Consider the following 17,078-nt stretch of genomic DNA (forward strand, 5'->3'; position numbering starts at 1 on the left):
GGGAGCGCAGGCCGCAGAATTTTCGATTCGTTATAATAGCGGCGTTTGTCCAATGTCATATAGCCCCGTTCAGATCATCGCGCGCGGCGCGCGCGCCGAAACCGAGGCTGCGGCCGGGGCGATGGACGCCGATCCGATGCTGGAAGGCGCCACCTATTCCATCCTGGAAGAGGACGAGGATCGCGGTCTGTGGCGGATCGACGCCTTCCCGACCACGCAGGAGGAGTCAGAGGGTCTGCAGGCCGTGCTGGCCGGTCATCCCGGGGTGAAGGTCAAGGTCGAGCCCCTGGCTGACGCCGACTGGCTGGCCATGTCCCTGTCGGGCCTGCCGCCGGTCAAGGCCGGGCGGTTCTTTGTTTACGGCGCCCATGACCAGGGCCAGGTGCCGCCCAACGCCGTGGCGCTGAAGATCGACGCGGGCGCGGCCTTCGGCACCGGCCACCACGGCACTACGGTGGGGTGTCTGTTCGCCTATGACGAACTGCTGAAGCGCGAACGGTTCGAGCGGGTGCTGGATGTGGGTTGCGGCACCGGAGTGCTGGCCATTGCGGCGGCCAAGACCGGCAGCCGGGTGGCCCTGGGCACCGATATCGACGGCCCGTCGGTGCGGATCGCCAATGAGAACGCCCATCTGAACCAGGCGAAGGCCAGCTTCGTCCACGCCTCGGGCCTGAACGACCAGAGGGTTCGCCGGCACGGCCCCTATGATCTGGTCTTCGCCAACATTCTGGCCCCGCCGCTGGTCTCCCTGTCGCAGGACATCAAGGGCGCCTTGCGGATCGGCGGGGTGGCGGTGCTGTCGGGCCTGTTGCGGACCCAGGAACGGCGGGTGACCGCCGCCTATCTGTCGCGCGGCTTCCGGCTGGAGCGGCGCATCCACCGCGACGCCTGGTCGGCGCTGGTGCTGCGGCGGATGGGCTGACCGCGGGATCGTGACGGTTCACCTGATCAAACTCTGCGTCGGGATTGCGAAGGTCGAGACGCTGGAACGGCGTGCGGCGAAACTGCCGCACCTGATCGTCAACACCCGGATGACGCCGAAACGGGCGGCCGAGCTGGAGGACGGCGGGTCGCTGTACTGGGTGATGAAGGGCACGGTCGTGGCCCGCCAGACCATCCTGGACATCACCACCGAGGGCGAGGGCAAGGCCAGCCGGTGCTATATCAAACTGGCCAGTGAAGTGGTGCGCACCGCGCCGCAGGGCCGGCGACCGTTTCAGGGCTGGCGCTATCTGGAACCGAAGGACGCCCCGCCGGATCTGTCGTCGATGGACGCGGGGGATTTGCCGGACGATCTGGCGAAACAGCTCAGGGAACTGGGGGCGTGGTAGGGGCGCCGGGGATTGGGTGACTGCGTCTCCTCCCTGTTCGCCGCTTTGCGAATGGGGAGGGGGACCGCGAAGCGGTGGAGGGGCTATTCAAGCGCGCACCCGGTCCGCCGTGAAGAACCCCTCCGTCCCGGCGCAAGCGCGCCGGTCCACCTCCCCATCGGCTTCGCCGACAGGGAGGAGATGATCTCCGCGTGACTCCCTGCATCGGAGTGGATCAAGCCCTCCAGCTACAGCTCCAGCCCAGCCTCTCCCCTCAGGATCGCCTCGGCCTCGGGCGTGTGCTTCGCGCCGGATCGGTCGTGCAGGACCAGGGGCGGCAGCAAACGCAACGGCGCGCGGCCGGAGCGGATGGCCTGGACGATGACGCGTTTGGCGGGGGCGTCGGCGAAGGGCTGGATCGGGAGGATCGAGAAGGAGCCGGACTTCTCGCCGAGCAGCGACAGGAGGTCGGCCAGCCGGTCGGCGCGGTGGATCATCAGGATGCGGCCGCCGTCCTTCACCGATTTCAGCAGGAAGCCGGTCCAGGCGGCGAGGCCGTCGTCCGCCATCCAGGCCCCGCGCTTGCCGGGAGAGGGGGCGCGCAGGGCGTCGGGGTCGTCGAAGAAGGGGGGATTGCTGATCGCCCAGTCGAAGGGCGGGATTGCGAGGGGGCCGGGACCGGCGGCGATGTCGCCGGTGACGATCGTCGTGCGGTCGGCGGCGTCGTTCAGGGCGGCGTTTCGTCGGGCCAGTTCGGCGGCGGCGGCATCGCGCTCGACGCCCACCAACGAGACGCCCGGCCGGCGGGCGGCGATCTGCATCACGACGGCCCCGGCGCCGCAGCCGGCCTCGATGAGGCGCTGGCCCGGCTTTGCGGCGACGGCGGCGGCGAGCAGGGCGGCGTCCATTCCGGCGCGATAGCCATCCGTGCGCTGGAGCAGCCGGACCCGGCCGCCCAGCAGACGGCATTCCTCCACGCCGGGGTCGGGCGGGGGCGCGGCATCGGGGCTCGTCATTCGGCTTGACCGGTCATGGTCCGATCACCATTGTCCGCCTCGCCGCACCGCAGCAAGCCGCCACAGCGCATTTCGCCCCGTCCGGGCGCGGAAGGCGCCAGAGATCAGAGAGTTAATTGGACGCCGCCCCCCTCATTCCCGCCCGGTCGAAAGGCGACGTCGAGGCCCTGGTGCGTCTTGCGGCCGTCGACATGCGACTGGTCGACGCCCTGATCGTCGCCCGCATGCAGTCGGACGTGCCGGTCATTCCGCTTCTGGCCGACCATATCGTGGCGGCCGGCGGCAAGCGTCTCAGGCCGTTGCTGACCGTGGCGGCGGCGCGTGTGGCGGGCGGATCGATCGACAATCCGGTCAAGCTCGCCGCTGCGGTCGAGTTCATCCATACCGCTACCCTGTTGCATGACGATATCGTCGACGTCTCTGACCTGCGCCGGGGCAAGGTGGCGGCCCATCTGATCTGGGGCGCGCCGTCCAGCGTTCTGGTCGGGGACTTCCTGTTCGCCCGGGCCTTCGAACTGATGGTCGAGACCGGCCAGATGAAGGCGCTGGGCATCCTGGCCAACGCCTCGGCGGTGATCGCCGAGGGCGAGGTGCTGCAACTGACGCGCGCCCACGACCTGAACCTGGATCAGGACACCTATATGAAGATCATCTCGGCCAAGACGGCTGAGTTGTTCGCCGCCGCCGCCGAGGCGGGGGCGGTCGGGGCGGGCGCGGACGAGGCGGCGTCCCGGGCCCTGCGCGCCTATGGGCTGAACCTCGGCCTCGCCTTCCAGCTGGCCGACGATGCGCTGGACTATGGCGGCGCATCCGAGACCCTGGGCAAGAACGCCGGCGACGACTTCAACGAGGGCAAGGTCACCCTGCCGCTGCTGCTGGCCGTACAGCGGACGCGGGGCAAGGAGGACGCCTTCTGGGATCGCACGATCAACAAGGGGCAGCGGGCGGAGGACGATTTCCGCCGGGCGCGTGAACTGATCATCGGCACGGGGTCGGTCTCGGCCACCATCGACACCGCCTATGACTATGCCGACCGGGCGCGGGCGGCCCTGGCCGAATTGCCGGCCGGCGAGTGGCGGGAGGCGCTGGAAGGTCTGGCGGATTTCGCGGTGAGCCGGGCGGCGTGATCAGCAGGGAATGGCGGTGACCTGGCCGCTGGCTGCGAAGTTGAGCAGCGGGCGGTCGCGAGTCATCAGGCGATAGCCATAGGCGCGGGCTGTCGCGGCGATGATCCTGTCTGATGGATCTCTGAGAACAGGCCCGGGAAGACTCGATGACGCAACGAGAATTTCGGGTGTCATCTCCGCCAGATCGATCCCTGTGTCCAACAGGGATTCGAACCATCTCAAGGGTGGCAGGGTCAGGATCAGTCGGCCCTTGGACACCAGCATGCCGATTTCCCAGGCCGTGATGGGGGATAGCAGCAAGGGAATTCCGATCGTCTGCGCTTCCTGCAGCGCGGCTTCGCCGTCTCTGGAAAACGGTGAGCCGCCCCCAAGCCAGATGGCCGCGCACGTGTCCAGCAGGATAGGGCGCGCCATCAGCGTTCAGCGTCCCATATTTCCCCCGTCGGTTCCATGATGTCCACGCCATCCGGGATCGTGACCGTCCCGGCCAATCGGGCGCGAACGCGGTCCAGAAGGCCAATGCTACGAATGGACGCCGGAGTCCCGGCGGCCCTGGACGACGTCAGAAAGAGAGATGACGACTTGTCCGCGTTGCGCCGAAAAACCAGACGACGTGAGCCCATATCCACCCGTTCGGTAACATATCCGGCTGCGAGCCAGGCCTTTGTCATTACGTTGTTCGACGGATTGTTGCTCCACCAGGCGCGAATGCCGCTGGCTTTCTCCGGGAGGCGAAAACCAACGACCTTTTCGATCTCCGCGAATGTCATCGGGATTTCTTCCGTTCGGCTCGCATCGAGGAACCGGGTCAACGGATCATATTTCGACATTGATCGCTCCCAAGCCCTCAATACACACTTAAAAAACACACTGTGTTTTTTCAGTCAAGGAGACTATCTCGCGACAAACCGCGATTGGCCTATTTCAGGCTGGCGCAGAACCGCTGGATGCGGGCGCAGGCTTCCTCGAGGATCGCTTCCGAGGTGGCGTAGCTGATGCGGAAATAGGGCGACAGGCCGAAGGCCGAGCCCTGGACCACGGCGACGCCTTCAGCCTCGAGCAGTTCCGTCGTGAACGCATCGTCGCCGTCGATGACGACGCCGGACGGCGTGGTCTTACCGATCAGCCCCTCGATCGAGGGATAGACATAGAAGGCGCCCTCGGGGTTGGGGCAGCGGATGCCCGGGGCCTGGTTCAGCATCGAGACGACCAGATCGCGGCGGGTCTGGAAGGCGTCATTGCGGGGCTTGAGAAATTCCTGGGCGCCGTTCAGGGCCTCGACCGCGGCCCACTGGCTGACGGAGGTCGGGTTGGAGGTGGTCTGGCTGGCCACCTTGCGCATCAGGTCGATCAGGGCCTTGGGGCCGCCCGCATAGCCGATGCGCCAGCCGGTCATGGCATAGGCCTTGGACACCCCGTTGACCGTCAGGGTGCGGTCATAGAGGTCGGGCGCGACCTGGGCGATGGTGGTGTATTCGAAGTCGTCGAACGTCAGATGCTCATACATGTCGTCGGTCAGGATCCAGACCTGGGGGTGACGACGCAGGATGTCCGCAAGGGCCTCCAGCTCGGCCCGGGTATAGGCGGCGCCGGTCGGGTTCGACGGGGAGTTGAGGATCAGCCATTTGGTGCGGGGCGTGATCGCGGCCTCCAGCACCTCGGGGCGCAGTTTGAAGCCGTCGACTTCCTCGCCCGTGACGAAGACCGGCTCGCCGCCGGCCAGCAGGGTCATGTCGGGATAGGAGACCCAGTAGGGGGCCGGGATGATGACCTCGTCACCGGGGTTCAGGGTGGCGACCAGGGCGTTGTAGATGACAGGTTTGCCGCCCGGGGCGACGTGGATCTGGCTGACCTCATAGGTCAGGCCGTTCTCGCGCGCGAACTTGGCCACGATGGCCTTCTTGAGGATCGGCATGCCGTCGGCGTCGGTGTATTTGGTCTCGCCGCGCTGGATGGCCTCGATGGCGGCGGCCTTGATGTTGTCCGGGGTGTCGAAGTCCGGCTCTCCGGCGCCCAGGCCGATGATGTCGCGACCCTGGGCCGCCAGGGCGCGGGCTTTGGCGCTGACCGCAATGGTGGCGGACGGCTTGACGCGGGCGAGGGCGGAAGATTGGAGCGACATTTTGAAATTCTCGTTCTCGGGAGGCGGGCGCTGTTTACGGTGCAGGGGCATTGCGTGCAATTGAACAGGCGTTTCGGAGATCAAAAATGCTGACCGCTGTATTTCTGGCCGCCCTGGCGATCATGCAGTCGCCGACGCAGGATCGGGCATGTCGCGACGACAATGGGCGCGACATCTGCGCCGAGGCCGAGGTCGCCCGTGTCGAGACGTTGCTCGGATTGGCATCCATCGCCACAGAGGCTGACACCGGTGCAGAAGTCTATCGGGCGCGTTTCGTCGATGGCTATGGCCGGGACATGCCTGCGATCAGCTTCGAGCGACGAGCCGGTTCGGATCCTGTTGTCGTGGTCAAGGGTCGTGACGGCCTGACACTTAAAGCGCCGGTGTCGTCAGACGTCTGGAATCGGGTGCAGTCCGAGGCCCGGTTCGCGGATCGTCTGCTGGAGGCGCCCGCTGCGCGCCTTCGGCCGGATGGTCGACCCGAATTTCCGGCGATCTGCCTGCATGCCTGGGTCGTAGCGGTGGAGATGGCCAATACCATGCCCGACGGCCGGACGATCGAGCCTGTCCGAACCAGAACGGAAAGCACGTGCCAGGGTGCGCTCACGACGCGCTACGCGTTCCTTCTGGCGGAAGAAGCCGCGAAATCCATCGCGCCATGCCGGATCATCGATCAGCAACGCCAGCGTAACCACGTGACGGTGCTACAGACCTGCGTCGCCTTCGACGGTGATCGGTTTTCAGCCGCCAACCTCTGGAACACCCGATCGACTGGAGGGCCGCGAGAGGGGCTGGATCGAAAGGATCCATATGTCTGGCGCGCCTATCTGGGTACGAACGGGTCTCCCCGGCTGGACTGGATGGGCGAACACGTCTCGACTGAGAGGGGCAGGGACAATCGCGTCGCTGAATTTGTGGTGAACCTTCTCAAGGCGTCGCCCGCCTTGCGGTTTGAGCCGATGAGGTTTCGTGGTCTCACATCTCGCAGCGCGCAGATCGAGGGTGTTGTGCGCGAGTCTGGAGATCTGTCGTCCCGCACCGCCAACTATGTTCAGACATGGATCTGGGATCCAAACCTTTCGGAGTGGATGCTGGAAAGCTGGATCGTCCAGCCTTTCAAGCCGACGAACTGACCCATGCGTCGCCTGATCGACTTCATCCTGAATATGGAGGCCGCGCGGTGGCGGGCCTTGCTGGCGACCGTGCTGTTGCTGGCGGGGGTGATCGCCGTGTTCGCCCTCGGCAAGTCGCATCTGGCCCTCGGGGCAGAGGCGCGGCTGGAGGCCTGGCTGCGCGGGTTCCAGGTGGGGCCATGGGGGCTGGCGGCGGCGGTGGCGGTGTTCACGGTCTCGGCCTTTCTCGGGGTGCCGCAGTTCATCCTGATCGCCGCCTGTGTCGTGGCGTTCGGGCCGTGGTGGGGGTTTCTGTACAGCTGGATCGCGACCGTGGTCTCGGCCGGCGTGACCTACTGGCTGGGTCGGGGCCCGACGGCGCGGACGCTGGAACGGTTTGGCGGCCGGACGACCGAAAGGCTGAAACGGTTCGTGGGGCGCAACGCCTTTTCCGCCAGTTTCATCATCCGCAATGTGCCGTCCGCCCCGTTCATCGTGGTCAATATGGCGTTTGGCGCGGCGCGGGCGAATTTCGTCGGCTATCTGACGGGATGCGCCCTGGGGGTGCTGCCCAAGACAGCGCTGGTGGCCTTTTTCGGCGGATCGGTCATGGCGGCGGTGGCGGGCGACGGGGTCTGGACCTCGCTCATCCTGGCCGCCGTGGCCCTGGCCTGGCTGGGACTGATGCTCGCGGTGCGCGAGATGGTGAAGCGGCGTGAGGGCCGTCGCGACGAGGCCTGAAGCGGAGCCGTCACCGCCTCGTGATCGCCCCCGTCGACCGCGCCCGGATCAGGGCTTGTAATCGCCTCATCTTGCGGGCAAACGGGCCTCGCCCAGTCAGGCGCGGACGATCAGGAAACGGTGCGTAGGGGATGCGCGCGTTGGGGCGTCGCCAGTCAGACCACGGACAATCGACGCCCTCGGCCCACAAGACAGACGGTACCACACCCCCATGAGCTTCTCCCTCTTCGGCGCCATTTCCAACGACATCGCGATGGATCTGGGGACTGCGAACACCCTTATCTATATGAAGGGCAAGGGCATCGTCCTGAACGAACCTTCGGTTGTGGCCCTGCGCAATGTCGGCGGCCGCAAGATCGTGCACGCCGTGGGCATCGAGGCCAAACAGATGCTGGGTCGCACCCCGGGCCATATGGAAGCCATCCGCCCGATGCGCGACGGGGTCATCGCCGACTTCGAGGTCGCCGAGGAGATGATCAAACACTTCATCCGCAAGGTGCATAACCGCAAGGGCTTCGTGAACCCCAAGATCATCGTCTGCGTGCCGTCGGGCGCCACGGCGGTCGAGCGGCGCGCCATCAACGACTCCTGCCTGAACGCCTCGGCCCGCCGCGTGGGCCTGATCGACGAGCCGATGGCCGCCGCGATCGGCGCCGGCCTGCCGATCCATGAGCCGACCGGCTCGATGGTCGTCGATATCGGCGGCGGCACGACGGAAGTGGCTGTCCTGTCGCTCAGCGGGATCGTGTATTCCCGCAGTGTTCGCGTGGGCGGCGACAAGATGGACGACAGCATCATCAGCTACATGCGTCGCAACCATAACCTGCTGATCGGCGAGACCACGGCCGAGCGGATCAAGAAGGATATCGGCACGGCCCGCATGCCGGCCGACGGCGAGGGCCTGTTCATCGAGGTCAAGGGCCGCGACCTGATGCAGGGCGTGCCGCGCGAGGTGCGTATCTCGGAACGCCAGGCCGCCGAGGCCCTGGCCGAGCCGGTCAGCCAGATCGTCGACGCCGTCAAGGTGGCCCTGGAAGCCACCCCGCCGGAACTGGCGGCCGACATTGCCGACAAGGGCATCATGCTGACGGGCGGCGGCGCCCTGCTGCGCGGCCTGGACGCCGAGATCCGCGATCACACCGGTCTGCCGGTGTCGGTGGCCGACGATCCCCTTTCCTGCGTCGCCATCGGCTGCGGCCGGGTGCTGGAGCATCCGCGCTGGATGAAGGGCGTCCTCGACTCGTCGCTCTGAGTCGGGCGGCCGCCCCTCGACCAGCGGGGCAAATCCTTGTGATCGCAACGTAGACGCCGGTTTCATTCCCGCCGTGATTTTGCGATAGGCTTTCCGTCAAGCGGCGCTCTGGCCGCTCCAGTTCCTCAATCCCGGAAAGAACCGGCGTGGCGTTTCGCGACGGACCGTTCGAAAACATCAAGGTGCCGCTGGTGTGGACCGCCGCGGTCATGGCGGTCGTCGGCCTGGTGGCCGCCCTGCTGCTGATTTTCAGCGACCGGCGCGAGGGCCGGACCGATGACGCCTATGCCCCGGTCCGCTCGGGCTTCAACACCGCCGCAGGCCCGGTGGCGGGGGCCCTGTCGGCGCCGGTGAGGTTCGCCGGCTCGGTGACCGATGGCATCAAGGGCTATTTCTTCGCGGTCTCCGAGAACCGGCGCCTGAGAGCCCGGGTGGCCGAACTGGAGCCGTGGCGCGACCAGGCGATCGCCCTCAAGAACGTCAACGCCCGTTATGAGGTCATGCTGGGCCTGCGGACCGAGCCGCCCGTGGCGATGGTGACGGCGCGGTCAATTTCGGACTCCCGCGGTCCTTTCGTCAATGCGCGCCTGGTCGACGCCGGGACGTCGAAGGGCATCCAGGTCGGCAATCCGGTCATCAACGAGCACGGGCTGGTCGGCCGGATTGCAGGCACGAGCGCGGGCATCAGCCGCATGCTGCTGGTCACCGATGTCGCCAGCCGGATACCGGTGCTGATTGATCGCAGCGACGCCCGCGCCGTCCTGACCGGGGATGGCAGCGGCAATCCCCGTCTGGAATACAGTATCCAGGGCGCGGGCGCGATCCAGGCGGGCGACCGCGTACTGACCTCCGGCGATGGCGGGGGCCTGCCGCGCGGCGTGCCGATCGGGGTGGCCGCCAAGGGAATCGACGGCACCTGGCGCGTGAAACTGTTCAGCGACCGGGGCGCCATCGACTATGTCAGGGTGCTGCTGTTTCAGGATTTCGCCCAGCTGGTCGACCCGGAAAGCCTGAACGCCCCGCCCCTGGCCGGCCTGCGCACCGCCCCGGCGCCTGACCAGGCCCAGGCCGCCACGATCGCCGACGCCGCCGCCCGCCGGAATGCCGCTGCGACGGCGGAACGGGCCCGGACCGCCGCCGCCAGCGCCGCCACCCCCCCGGCGCCGGCCCGGACCACTCCGGGAGCCCCGGGATGAAACGGCCCGTCGCCGTCCGCGTCGTCGGACCGTTGCACTGGATCATCATCCCCAGCCTGGTTGCGATGGCGGTGTCCCTGTTGCTGGCCACGCCGTTCCGGCTGTTCGGTTTCAATCTTCCGGAGCCGGTCGCTCCGCTCGTTCTGGCCTTCGCCTGGCCCCTGATCCGCCCCTCGATGATCGGTCCCATCGTCCTGTTCGGCCTGGGTCTGTTTCTGGACCTCCTGTGGGGCGGAATGCTGGGCGTCTGGCCGCTGTCGTTGCTGGCTGTCTATGTGCTGGTCCTGTTGTCGCGCAATCTGCTGGCCGGGCAGGAGGACCAGATCCTGATGGTCTGGTACGGCTGCTGCACGGTGCTGGCCTTTCTCATCAGCTATCTGGTCGTGGCCCTGGATGCGGGCAATGCGCCCAGCGTTCTGGGCCTGCTGGGTCAGATCGTCCCGACCCTGATCCTGTGGCCGGCCGCGCACTGGATGCTGCAGCGGTTCGACGACGGGGACGTGCGGTTTCGATGAGCAACGAACCGTCCATCTTCTTCGCAGACGTCAATGAGCGCCAGGGATCCTTCCTGCGTCGGACCTTTGTGCTGGGCGGCGCGGCGGCCCTGGGCATTACGGCCCTGTCGATCCGGCTGGGACAGCTGCAGGTCGTCCAGGCCGGAAAATATGCGACCCAGGCGATCAACAACCAGTTCAACTTCCGCCTGACCCCGCCCCCGCGGGGCCGGATCCTCGACCGGAACGGCGTCGTCATCGCCGGCAACCGGCCCAGTTTCCGCGTTCTGGTGGTGCGGGACGAGACCAAGGACCTGGACCAGACCCTGGACCTGCTGGGGCAGCTGCTGCCGGACACCCTGGATCGCCGGCGCGCCATCATCCGCGAGGTCAATGCGGCCCCCCGGTTCTCTCCCGTCCCGGTCAAGACCGACCTGAACTGGGAGGAGTTCGCCAAGGTCAATCTGTACGCCAACGAACTTCCCGGCGTGATGGCCGACATGAACCAGGCCCGCTACTATCCGTATGGCGGGGCGTTCGCCCATGTCATCGGCTATGTGGCCAAGGTCGCCGACCGGGATATCAAGGCGATTCGCGATGCGGGCGAGGAGCCGCAGCCGATCCTGTTCAACCCGGGCTACCGGATCGGGCGCGCGGGCCTCGAAAAATCCCTGGAGAAGCCCCTCCAGGGCAAGGCCGGCGGTCTGCGGGTCGAGGTCGACGCCCGCGGGCGGGTCGTGGCCGAGGACCTTGAGGGGTCGCGTCCCGCCGTGCCTGGCGACGACGTCGTCCTGACGCTGGATGTCGATGTGCAGAACCGGGCGCTTGAAGTGTTCGGTGACGAGAGCGGGTCCTGCGTCGTCATGGATGTGCGCAACGGCGACATCCTGTGCATGACGTCATCGCCGTCGTTTGATCCGAACCTGTTCGTGAGCGGCGTCCCGACCAGCATCTATCGCGCCCTGGCCGACTATGAGCGCAAGCCCCTGCTGGACAAGGCGATCAACGGCACCTTCCCGCCCGGCTCGACCTTCAAGCCCACCACGGCGCTGGCGCTGCTGGTGGCGGGCGTCGATCCGGCCCAACGCGTGGTCTGCACCGGGTCGTGGCGGACCGGAAACCGCACCCAGCGCTGCTGGGGGGTGCACGGCTCCCAGGACATGCACGATGCGATCAAGAACTCGTGCGACGTCTATTTCTACGCCATGTGCAATCGGGCCGGGGTCGACGGCATTCGCAATGCGGCCCTCGCCATGGGGTTCGAGCACACGTTCGACATCGGGGTCGGCAATCAGCGCAAGGGCCTGCTGCCGTCGACGGAGTGGAAGCGCAGGACCTTTCCCAAGGACCCCGTCTGGCATCCGGGCGAGACGACCTCGGTCGCCATCGGCCAGGGGGCGATCACCGTCAATGCCCTGCAGCTCGCGGTCATGACGGCGCGTCTGGCGAACGGCCGCAAGGCCCTGCTGCCGCGACTGATCAAGTCGGTCGGCGGCGTCGAGCGTCCCAGCGGCGCCGAGGCCCCCGACCTGCCGTTCAGGCGCGACCATATCGAAATCGTCCGGCAGGGCATGATCGCCGTCGCCAACGACCGGTCCGGGACGGCCTATCGCCAGAGCCAGCTGGGGCTGGGCGATATCCAGATGGCCGGAAAGACCGGGACGGCCCAGTCGCGGGACTATGGCTCGGGATCACGCAAGTCCGACGTCTGGGCCCTGAAGGACCACAATCTGTTCGTCGCCTTCGCGCCGGTGGATGCGCCCCGCTATGCCGTGGCGGTGATCATCGAACACGGCGGCCGGGGCGGAGCGACCGCAGGCGCGCCCCGCGCCCGCGAGGTCATGCGCACGGTCCTGCTCAAGGATCCGGAGATGCGCGAGCGGATCACCCGTCCGCCGCCCCCGGAAGCCGCCGGGCCGGCGACGGCTGAAGACGCGGAATTCGGCGCCGCGCCTGAAGCCGCCGCAAGACCCACCGGACCGCCGCCGACCCCTCTGCCCGAGCCGCCGCAATGACATCTTCCGCCCTGACGCGGCCCGGAGAGCGCGACCGCCTGACGACCAAGATCGCCGAGATCGACTGGCGGCTGGTGGGCCTGATTTGCCTGATCGCCGGCTCCGGCATCGCCATGCTGTATTCGATCGCCGGGAGCGAGTGGCGTCCATGGGCGATCAATCAGCTGATCCGGTTCACCGGCATGCTGTTCGTCATGCTGACCCTGGCCCTGGTCCATCCGCGCTGGTGGTTCCGGGCGGCCTATCCGCTGTATGCGGTGCTGCTGTTCCTGGTTCTGCTGATCGAGTTCACCCCGCTGGGCTATGAGCCGGCCGGGGCAGGGGCCAAGAACTGGCTCAACCTCGGCTTCATCCGCATCCAGCCCGCCGAGTTCATCAAGCTGGGTCTCGTCCTGGCCCTGGCCCGCTGGTACCATACCCATTCGGCCGAGGAGGCGCGCTGGCACTGGAAGCTGATCGTTCCGGCGGCGATGATCGGCGTGCCCTTTATCCTGATCGCCAAACAGCCGGATCTGGGATCCGCCATGATCGTCGGCCTGACCGGGGCGGCGGTCATGTTCATGGCCGGGCTGAGCTGGCGCATCATCACAGCCCTGTCCATCGCCGCGATGGCGATCATTCCGCCGTTCGTGATGTTCGGAATGCATGACTACCAGCGCAACCGGGTGCTGACCTTCCTCAGCCCTGAAAGCGATCCGTCCGGCACCGGCTACAACATCATCCAGTCCAAGATCGCCGTGGGCTCGGGCGGCCTGCTGGGCAAGGGCTATGGTCTGGGCAGCCAGAGCCAGCTGGAGTTCCTGCCCGAACGTCACACGGACTTTATCTTCTCGACGGTGGCGGAGGAGTTCGGCTTTGTCGGATCCTGTTTCGTGCTGGCCTGCTATGCGGGCGTGATCCTGATCTCGCTCAGGATCGCCTCCCTGGCCCACAGCCATTTCGGCCGGATCGGGGCCGCGGGGATGACCTCCTTCTTCGCCCTGTTCGTGCTGATCAACGGGGCCATGGTCATGGGCCTTGCGCCCGTCGTGGGCGTGCCCATGCCGCTGCTGTCGTATGGCGGCTCGTCGATGATGACGGTGATGATCGGTTTCGGCTTCATCCTGTCGATGCGCGTCCACCGCTACACCGAACTGCCCAGAGGGCAGGGGCTGTTCTAGACGTCCGGGGCCCGCGCCGCTCGTCGTTTGTGATCGGCTGGTCTGGTTCATGACAGCGGGCACGACGAGTTCACGTCGGGCACGACGGGATCGGTGACTCTGCGGCGCCGCCGGCTCCCGTCCAGATCAAGACAATCGGCGGCTTCGCCGCCATCCGGCTGGGTTGGATCTGCGGTGCAGATTTATCGAAGCTCCGGGGCCGCGTTGTGCTCGTCGTGCCCACGTTGTGGCCGTCGTGATGAACCCTTCAACCCACGGCTTGCTGTCCGCCTGGTCTGCGTATGACGCGCCTACAGCCCCGCAGCCCAGTCGGTGGCGCGGACCAGGCTGTCGATGATGCCGGGCTCGGACGAGGCGTGGCCGGCGTCGGGGATGACGTCCAGCCTCGCCTCGGGCCAGGCGCGGTGCAGGTCCCAGGCGCTGGTCATGGGGGTCACCACGTCAAACCGGCCCTGGGCGATCCAGCCGGGGATGTGGCGGATACGGCGGATGTTGTTGAGGATCCAGTTCTCTTCCGGGAAGAAGCCGCCGTTGACGAAATACCAGCATTCGATGCGGGCGAAGGCGACAGCGAAGGCGGGATCGGCGAACTTGTCAGGCCGGGCGCCGGGGCCCTCGACACTGACGGTCTCGCCCTCCCAGCTGGACCAGGCGATGGCGCAGCGTTCGCGCACGGCCCGGTCCGGACCGGTCAGGCGGCGGTAGTAGGCGGCTATCAGGTCGCCGCGCTCCGCCTCGGGGATGGGTTCGACGAACCGTTCCCAGGCGTCGGGATAGAGCATCGAGGCGCCTTCCTGATAGAACCAGCGCAGCTCGGGCTTGCGCAGCAGGAAGATGCCGCGAAGCAGCAGCGCGGCGCAGCGCTCCGGATGGGTGATCGCATAGGCGAGGGACAGGGTGGAGCCCCAGGAGCCGCCGAACACCGCCCATTTGTCGACGCCGCAGCGCTCGCGCAGCCGATCGATGTCCTCGATCAGGGTCCAGGTGGTGTTGTCGGACAGATCGGTTTCCGACGCATTGGGCGTGGACTGGCCGCAGCCGCGCTGGTCGAACAGGACGATGCGGTATTTCGCCGGGTCGAAATAGCGGCGCATGCCCGGATTCACCGCGCCGCCGGGGCCGCCGTGCAGGACCACGACCGGCCGGCCCTGTGGGTTGCCGCATTCCTCATAGTAGATCCGGTTGCCGTCGCCGGTCTCCATCCAGCCGGAGGCAAAGGGTTCGATCTCGGGATAGAGTTCGCGCCGGGGCGCCTCTGGAGCCGTAAAAGCCATGCGGGTTCAAGGGTCTCTGGCGATGTGATCAGTCGGATGTCAGGCCGTTCCGGAATGCGGCAAAGGCGAGCAAAAGCCAAGCGACAATCATCAGCAGGCCTCCGACGGGGGTGATGGCGCCGAGCCATGTCACTCCGGTCCAGGCCAGGGCGGCCAGGGACAGGCAGAAGACCAGACCGCCCGCCAGAGCGAGCCAGCCGGCCAGTCCGACCCGACGATCCCGGAAGGGCCAGATGGCGCAGATCACGGCCAGGACGGCATGGACGATCAGATAGTGGCTGCCCGTGGTCAGCAGGGTCTTGATGGCGGGCCCGGCGCCATGGGCGGCGAAGGCGCCGAGGGCGATCGACAGGGCGCCGCTGAGGCCGGCGGCGACGACGAGGGGGCGGTTCAGGATCATCACGTCAAACTAGCCCACGCGAAGCGCGGCGTCTGCTATCCAGGCTGATGGATTCGTCACGGCGCATGGCGCTGCAATTCATGTTGCTGTTCGGGGCCAACGGGGTGGCCCTGCCGTTCGCCGGACTGTGGTTCCATGCCCGGGGGCTGGACGGGGCGCAGATCGGCGTCCTGCTGGCCGCGCCCATGCTGGGGCGTCTGGTCACCGGCCCCCTGATCGCGGTCTGGGCGGACGGGTTTCGCTATCGGCGCACCGCCCTGGCGTTTCTGGCCCTGACCAGCGCCGCCGCCTATGCCCTGACGGCCCTGGCCGAGGGCTTCTGGCTGTGGGCCCCGCTGTGGTTCGTCGCGGCGACGGCCTCGGCCGCCATGATCCCGCTGACCGATGCGATGACCGTGCGACTGGCGCAGAAACAGGGCTTCTCCTTCGCCTTTCCCCGCGGCTGCGGCTCGGCCGCCTTTGTGGGGGCCAATGTCATCATGGGCGCCTTGCTGACGCGGACCGGGGTCGATGCCGTGCTGATCTGGATCGTCGCGGCAGGCGTCGCCATGGCCGTCACCGCCCTGCGGATCCTGCCGCCCGAACCCGTCACCGACGGCGCGCCGACGCGCAAACGGGACCGGTTCAGGGGTCTGGGGCGGCTGGCGCGTGATCCCGTCTTCATGGGCGCCATGCTGGCGGTCGGCTGCGTCCAGTCCAGCCACGCCTTCTACTACGGGTTCTCGGCCCTCTCGTGGAAGGCCCAGGGGATAGCCGAGATCCAGACCGGACTGTTGTGGGCCTTTTCGGTCGTGGTCGAGATCGGCCTGATGTGGTGGGGCGAGCCCTGGCGGCGGGCGCGGGGGATCGGGCCGCTGACCTTGCTGGCCGTCGGATCGGTCGCCGCTGTCGTGCGCTGGACGGCCCTGTCCCTCGCCCCGCCGCTATGGCTGCTGTGGCCGCTGCAGACCCTGCACGCCCTGACCTTCGCCGCGACCTTCCTGGCAGGGGTGCAACTGGCTTCGCGACTGGCGCCGCCGGACAGCCAGACGGCGGCCCAGACCCTGTTGTCGATCCTGTCGGCCGGGGTGCTGATCGGTCTGGCGACCCTGGTGTCCGGGCCGCTGTACGACGCTATCGGCCTGCACGGCTATGCGGCGATGGCCGTCCTCGGCGCCTGCGGCGGCCTCGGGGTTCTGGCGCTTCGCCGGACGCGGGCCGCGATCAGTCAGGCCTGACGCGGGGCAGGGGCGACAGATGGCGGGCGATGGCGGCGGCGGCGGCCCTGATGCCCCGGTCCAGAAGGACCGGATCGGCCCCGGCCGGCGCGCGCAGCAGGCCGACGGCGGGCACGTCCGCATCATCGGCAAGGCTGGCGAGCAGGCTGTAGAGGAGGAAGTTGCCGGCGTCGTCCTCGTCTTCCGAACTGGCGTCGACCGAAAGCCCGGCGTCCTTGAGGGCGCGGACCATTTCGGCGACCGGGGCCGTGGCCCGCGCCATGGCGGGTCCGGTGCGGGTCAGGCGCGCCGCGCCATCAAGGGTCCGGTTCGCCGCCCGCATCTGGACGCGGAACCGGTCCGCCAGCGTCGTCCGGCCGACGAGCAGCACCGCCCGACACCCCGTGTCCATCAAATGGTCCTGCAGTCGGCGGGCCAGACGGTCCGGCGCGTCGCCGGCGACCGGCACCGTACGCGCCCCCGCCGGGCTCCAGACGGCGCCGGACAGGTCCTCGACCGCATCCCAGCCGGCGTCATTCACGTCATAGGCGCAGATGATGATCGACGGCCTGCGGTCGGGCCTGATCTCTGGAGAGGCAAGCATGAACCCTGCTGGTCGCGTGTGACGATGTTGTGACGGACGCGGCACCGTGTCCGGAACAC

Annotated in this window: 18 protein-coding genes; 11 read left to right on the plus strand and 7 right to left on the minus strand. The window is 67.5% G+C overall.

Going from position 1 to position 17,078, the window contains the following annotated elements; all coding sequences use genetic code 11:
• Nucleotides 1–52: 52 nt before the first annotated feature.
• On the plus strand, nucleotides 53–922 hold the full coding sequence (locus ACW17W_RS06600; RefSeq protein ID WP_492079958.1) for a 50S ribosomal protein L11 methyltransferase: 870 nt from the start codon (nucleotides 53–55) through the stop codon (nucleotides 920–922).
• Nucleotides 923–932: 10 nt separating this feature from the next.
• Complete coding sequence (locus tag ACW17W_RS06605) at nucleotides 933–1,331, plus strand: DUF1489 family protein (protein ID WP_492079959.1); 399 nt, start codon at nucleotides 933–935, stop codon at nucleotides 1,329–1,331.
• Between the two features lie 227 nt (nucleotides 1,332–1,558).
• Here ACW17W_RS06605 and ACW17W_RS06610 read toward each other — a convergent pair whose 3' ends face one another.
• Nucleotides 1,559–2,326: a tRNA1(Val) (adenine(37)-N6)-methyltransferase gene (locus tag ACW17W_RS06610; protein WP_492079960.1), complete on the minus strand. Its 768-nt coding sequence runs from the start codon at nucleotides 2,324–2,326 to the stop codon at nucleotides 1,559–1,561.
• Between the two features lie 116 nt (nucleotides 2,327–2,442).
• Here ACW17W_RS06610 and ACW17W_RS06615 point away from each other — a divergent pair, with 116 nt between their 5' ends.
• Nucleotides 2,443–3,453 (plus strand): polyprenyl synthetase family protein, encoded by a 1,011-nt coding sequence (locus ACW17W_RS06615; protein ID WP_492079961.1) that lies wholly within the window; start codon nucleotides 2,443–2,445, stop codon nucleotides 3,451–3,453.
• On the opposite strand, the gene ACW17W_RS06620 is transcribed toward ACW17W_RS06615, so the two are convergent.
• From ACW17W_RS06620 to ACW17W_RS06630, 3 genes are all read right to left on the minus strand, one after another.
• On the minus strand, nucleotides 3,454–3,867 hold the full coding sequence (locus ACW17W_RS06620; RefSeq protein ID WP_492079962.1) for a type II toxin-antitoxin system VapC family toxin: 414 nt from the start codon (nucleotides 3,865–3,867) through the stop codon (nucleotides 3,454–3,456).
• Nucleotides 3,867–4,283, minus strand: coding sequence for a DUF7662 domain-containing protein (locus ACW17W_RS06625; RefSeq protein WP_492079963.1), 417 nt, complete (start codon nucleotides 4,281–4,283; stop codon nucleotides 3,867–3,869). The genes ACW17W_RS06620 and ACW17W_RS06625 overlap by 1 nt, the downstream gene beginning before the upstream one ends.
• Before the next feature lie 89 nt (nucleotides 4,284–4,372).
• Complete coding sequence (locus ACW17W_RS06630) at nucleotides 4,373–5,575, minus strand: pyridoxal phosphate-dependent aminotransferase (RefSeq protein WP_492079964.1); 1,203 nt, start codon at nucleotides 5,573–5,575, stop codon at nucleotides 4,373–4,375.
• Between the two features lie 86 nt (nucleotides 5,576–5,661).
• Between ACW17W_RS06630 and ACW17W_RS06635 the strand changes: the two genes are divergently transcribed.
• The 7 genes from ACW17W_RS06635 (at nucleotide 5,662) to rodA (ending at nucleotide 13,545) form a co-directional block, all read left to right on the plus strand.
• Nucleotides 5,662–6,708: a hypothetical protein gene (locus tag ACW17W_RS06635; RefSeq protein WP_492079965.1), complete on the plus strand. Its 1,047-nt coding sequence runs from the start codon at nucleotides 5,662–5,664 to the stop codon at nucleotides 6,706–6,708.
• A 3-nt stretch (nucleotides 6,709–6,711) separates the two neighbouring features.
• On the plus strand, nucleotides 6,712–7,428 hold the full coding sequence (locus ACW17W_RS06640; RefSeq protein WP_492079966.1) for a TVP38/TMEM64 family protein: 717 nt from the start codon (nucleotides 6,712–6,714) through the stop codon (nucleotides 7,426–7,428).
• Nucleotides 7,429–7,639: 211 nt separating this feature from the next.
• On the plus strand, nucleotides 7,640–8,680 hold the full coding sequence (locus ACW17W_RS06645; RefSeq protein WP_492079967.1) for a rod shape-determining protein: 1,041 nt from the start codon (nucleotides 7,640–7,642) through the stop codon (nucleotides 8,678–8,680).
• A gap of 146 nt (nucleotides 8,681–8,826) precedes the next feature.
• A complete protein-coding gene (gene mreC, locus ACW17W_RS06650; RefSeq protein ID WP_492079968.1) occupies nucleotides 8,827–9,876 on the plus strand; it encodes a rod shape-determining protein MreC in 1,050 nt (349 codons plus the stop codon).
• Nucleotides 9,873–10,391 (plus strand): hypothetical protein, encoded by a 519-nt coding sequence (locus ACW17W_RS06655; RefSeq protein WP_492079969.1) that lies wholly within the window; start codon nucleotides 9,873–9,875, stop codon nucleotides 10,389–10,391. The genes mreC and ACW17W_RS06655 overlap by 4 nt, the downstream gene beginning before the upstream one ends.
• Complete coding sequence (gene mrdA / locus ACW17W_RS06660; protein WP_492079970.1) at nucleotides 10,388–12,385, plus strand: penicillin-binding protein 2; 1,998 nt, start codon at nucleotides 10,388–10,390, stop codon at nucleotides 12,383–12,385. The genes ACW17W_RS06655 and mrdA overlap by 4 nt, the downstream gene beginning before the upstream one ends.
• Nucleotides 12,382–13,545 (plus strand): rod shape-determining protein RodA, encoded by a 1,164-nt coding sequence (rodA, locus tag ACW17W_RS06665; protein ID WP_492079971.1) that lies wholly within the window; start codon nucleotides 12,382–12,384, stop codon nucleotides 13,543–13,545. Before mrdA ends, rodA begins: the two co-directional genes overlap by 4 nt.
• Nucleotides 13,546–13,835: 290 nt before the next feature.
• Here rodA and pip read toward each other — a convergent pair whose 3' ends face one another.
• Both pip and ACW17W_RS06675 read right to left on the minus strand, forming a co-directional pair.
• Nucleotides 13,836–14,819 carry a prolyl aminopeptidase gene (pip, locus tag ACW17W_RS06670; protein ID WP_492079972.1) on the minus strand — a complete coding sequence of 328 codons (984 nt, stop codon included), beginning with the start codon at nucleotides 14,817–14,819 and terminating at the stop codon, nucleotides 13,836–13,838.
• Nucleotides 14,820–14,847: 28 nt separating this feature from the next.
• Complete coding sequence (locus tag ACW17W_RS06675) at nucleotides 14,848–15,219, minus strand: DUF423 domain-containing protein (protein WP_492080279.1); 372 nt, start codon at nucleotides 15,217–15,219, stop codon at nucleotides 14,848–14,850.
• Between the two features lie 65 nt (nucleotides 15,220–15,284).
• On the opposite strand from ACW17W_RS06675, the gene ACW17W_RS06680 reads away from it, so the two are divergent.
• Complete coding sequence (locus ACW17W_RS06680; RefSeq protein ID WP_492079973.1) at nucleotides 15,285–16,436, plus strand: MFS transporter; 1,152 nt, start codon at nucleotides 15,285–15,287, stop codon at nucleotides 16,434–16,436.
• Here ACW17W_RS06680 and ACW17W_RS06685 read toward each other — a convergent pair.
• Nucleotides 16,423–17,019: a hypothetical protein gene (locus ACW17W_RS06685; RefSeq protein ID WP_492079974.1), complete on the minus strand. Its 597-nt coding sequence runs from the start codon at nucleotides 17,017–17,019 to the stop codon at nucleotides 16,423–16,425. The two genes, ACW17W_RS06680 and ACW17W_RS06685, sit on opposite strands and share 14 nt — an antisense overlap.
• Nucleotides 17,020–17,078 lie beyond the last annotated feature (59 nt).

The organism is Brevundimonas sp. FV1ye29L (assembly GCF_058681095.1).

Excerpts from the sequence above, each read along its gene's own strand:
- ACW17W_RS06685 (WP_492079974.1), bottom strand. The coding sequence starts at position 17,019 with ATGCTTGCCTCTCCAGAGATCAGGCCCGACCGCAGGCCGTCGATCATC.
- ACW17W_RS06625 (WP_492079963.1), bottom strand. The coding sequence starts at position 4,283 with ATGTCGAAATATGATCCGTTGACCCGGTTCCTCGATGCGAGCCGAACG.
- ACW17W_RS06630 (WP_492079964.1), bottom strand. The coding sequence starts at position 5,575 with ATGTCGCTCCAATCTTCCGCCCTCGCCCGCGTCAAGCCGTCCGCCACC.
- ACW17W_RS06675 (WP_492080279.1), bottom strand. The coding sequence starts at position 15,219 with ATGATCCTGAACCGCCCCCTCGTCGTCGCCGCCGGCCTCAGCGGCGCC.
- ACW17W_RS06635 (WP_492079965.1), top strand. The coding sequence starts at position 5,662 with ATGCTGACCGCTGTATTTCTGGCCGCCCTGGCGATCATGCAGTCGCCG.
- ACW17W_RS06610 (WP_492079960.1), bottom strand. The coding sequence starts at position 2,326 with ATGACGAGCCCCGATGCCGCGCCCCCGCCCGACCCCGGCGTGGAGGAA.
- ACW17W_RS06645 (WP_492079967.1), top strand. The coding sequence starts at position 7,640 with ATGAGCTTCTCCCTCTTCGGCGCCATTTCCAACGACATCGCGATGGAT.
- ACW17W_RS06680 (WP_492079973.1), top strand. The coding sequence starts at position 15,285 with ATGGCGCTGCAATTCATGTTGCTGTTCGGGGCCAACGGGGTGGCCCTG.
- rodA (WP_492079971.1), top strand. The coding sequence starts at position 12,382 with ATGACATCTTCCGCCCTGACGCGGCCCGGAGAGCGCGACCGCCTGACG.
- mrdA (WP_492079970.1), top strand. The coding sequence starts at position 10,388 with ATGAGCAACGAACCGTCCATCTTCTTCGCAGACGTCAATGAGCGCCAG.
- ACW17W_RS06600 (WP_492079958.1), top strand. The coding sequence starts at position 53 with ATGTCATATAGCCCCGTTCAGATCATCGCGCGCGGCGCGCGCGCCGAA.
- pip (WP_492079972.1), bottom strand. The coding sequence starts at position 14,819 with ATGGCTTTTACGGCTCCAGAGGCGCCCCGGCGCGAACTCTATCCCGAG.
- ACW17W_RS06655 (WP_492079969.1), top strand. The coding sequence starts at position 9,873 with ATGAAACGGCCCGTCGCCGTCCGCGTCGTCGGACCGTTGCACTGGATC.
- ACW17W_RS06620 (WP_492079962.1), bottom strand. The coding sequence starts at position 3,867 with ATGGCGCGCCCTATCCTGCTGGACACGTGCGCGGCCATCTGGCTTGGG.
- ACW17W_RS06640 (WP_492079966.1), top strand. The coding sequence starts at position 6,712 with ATGCGTCGCCTGATCGACTTCATCCTGAATATGGAGGCCGCGCGGTGG.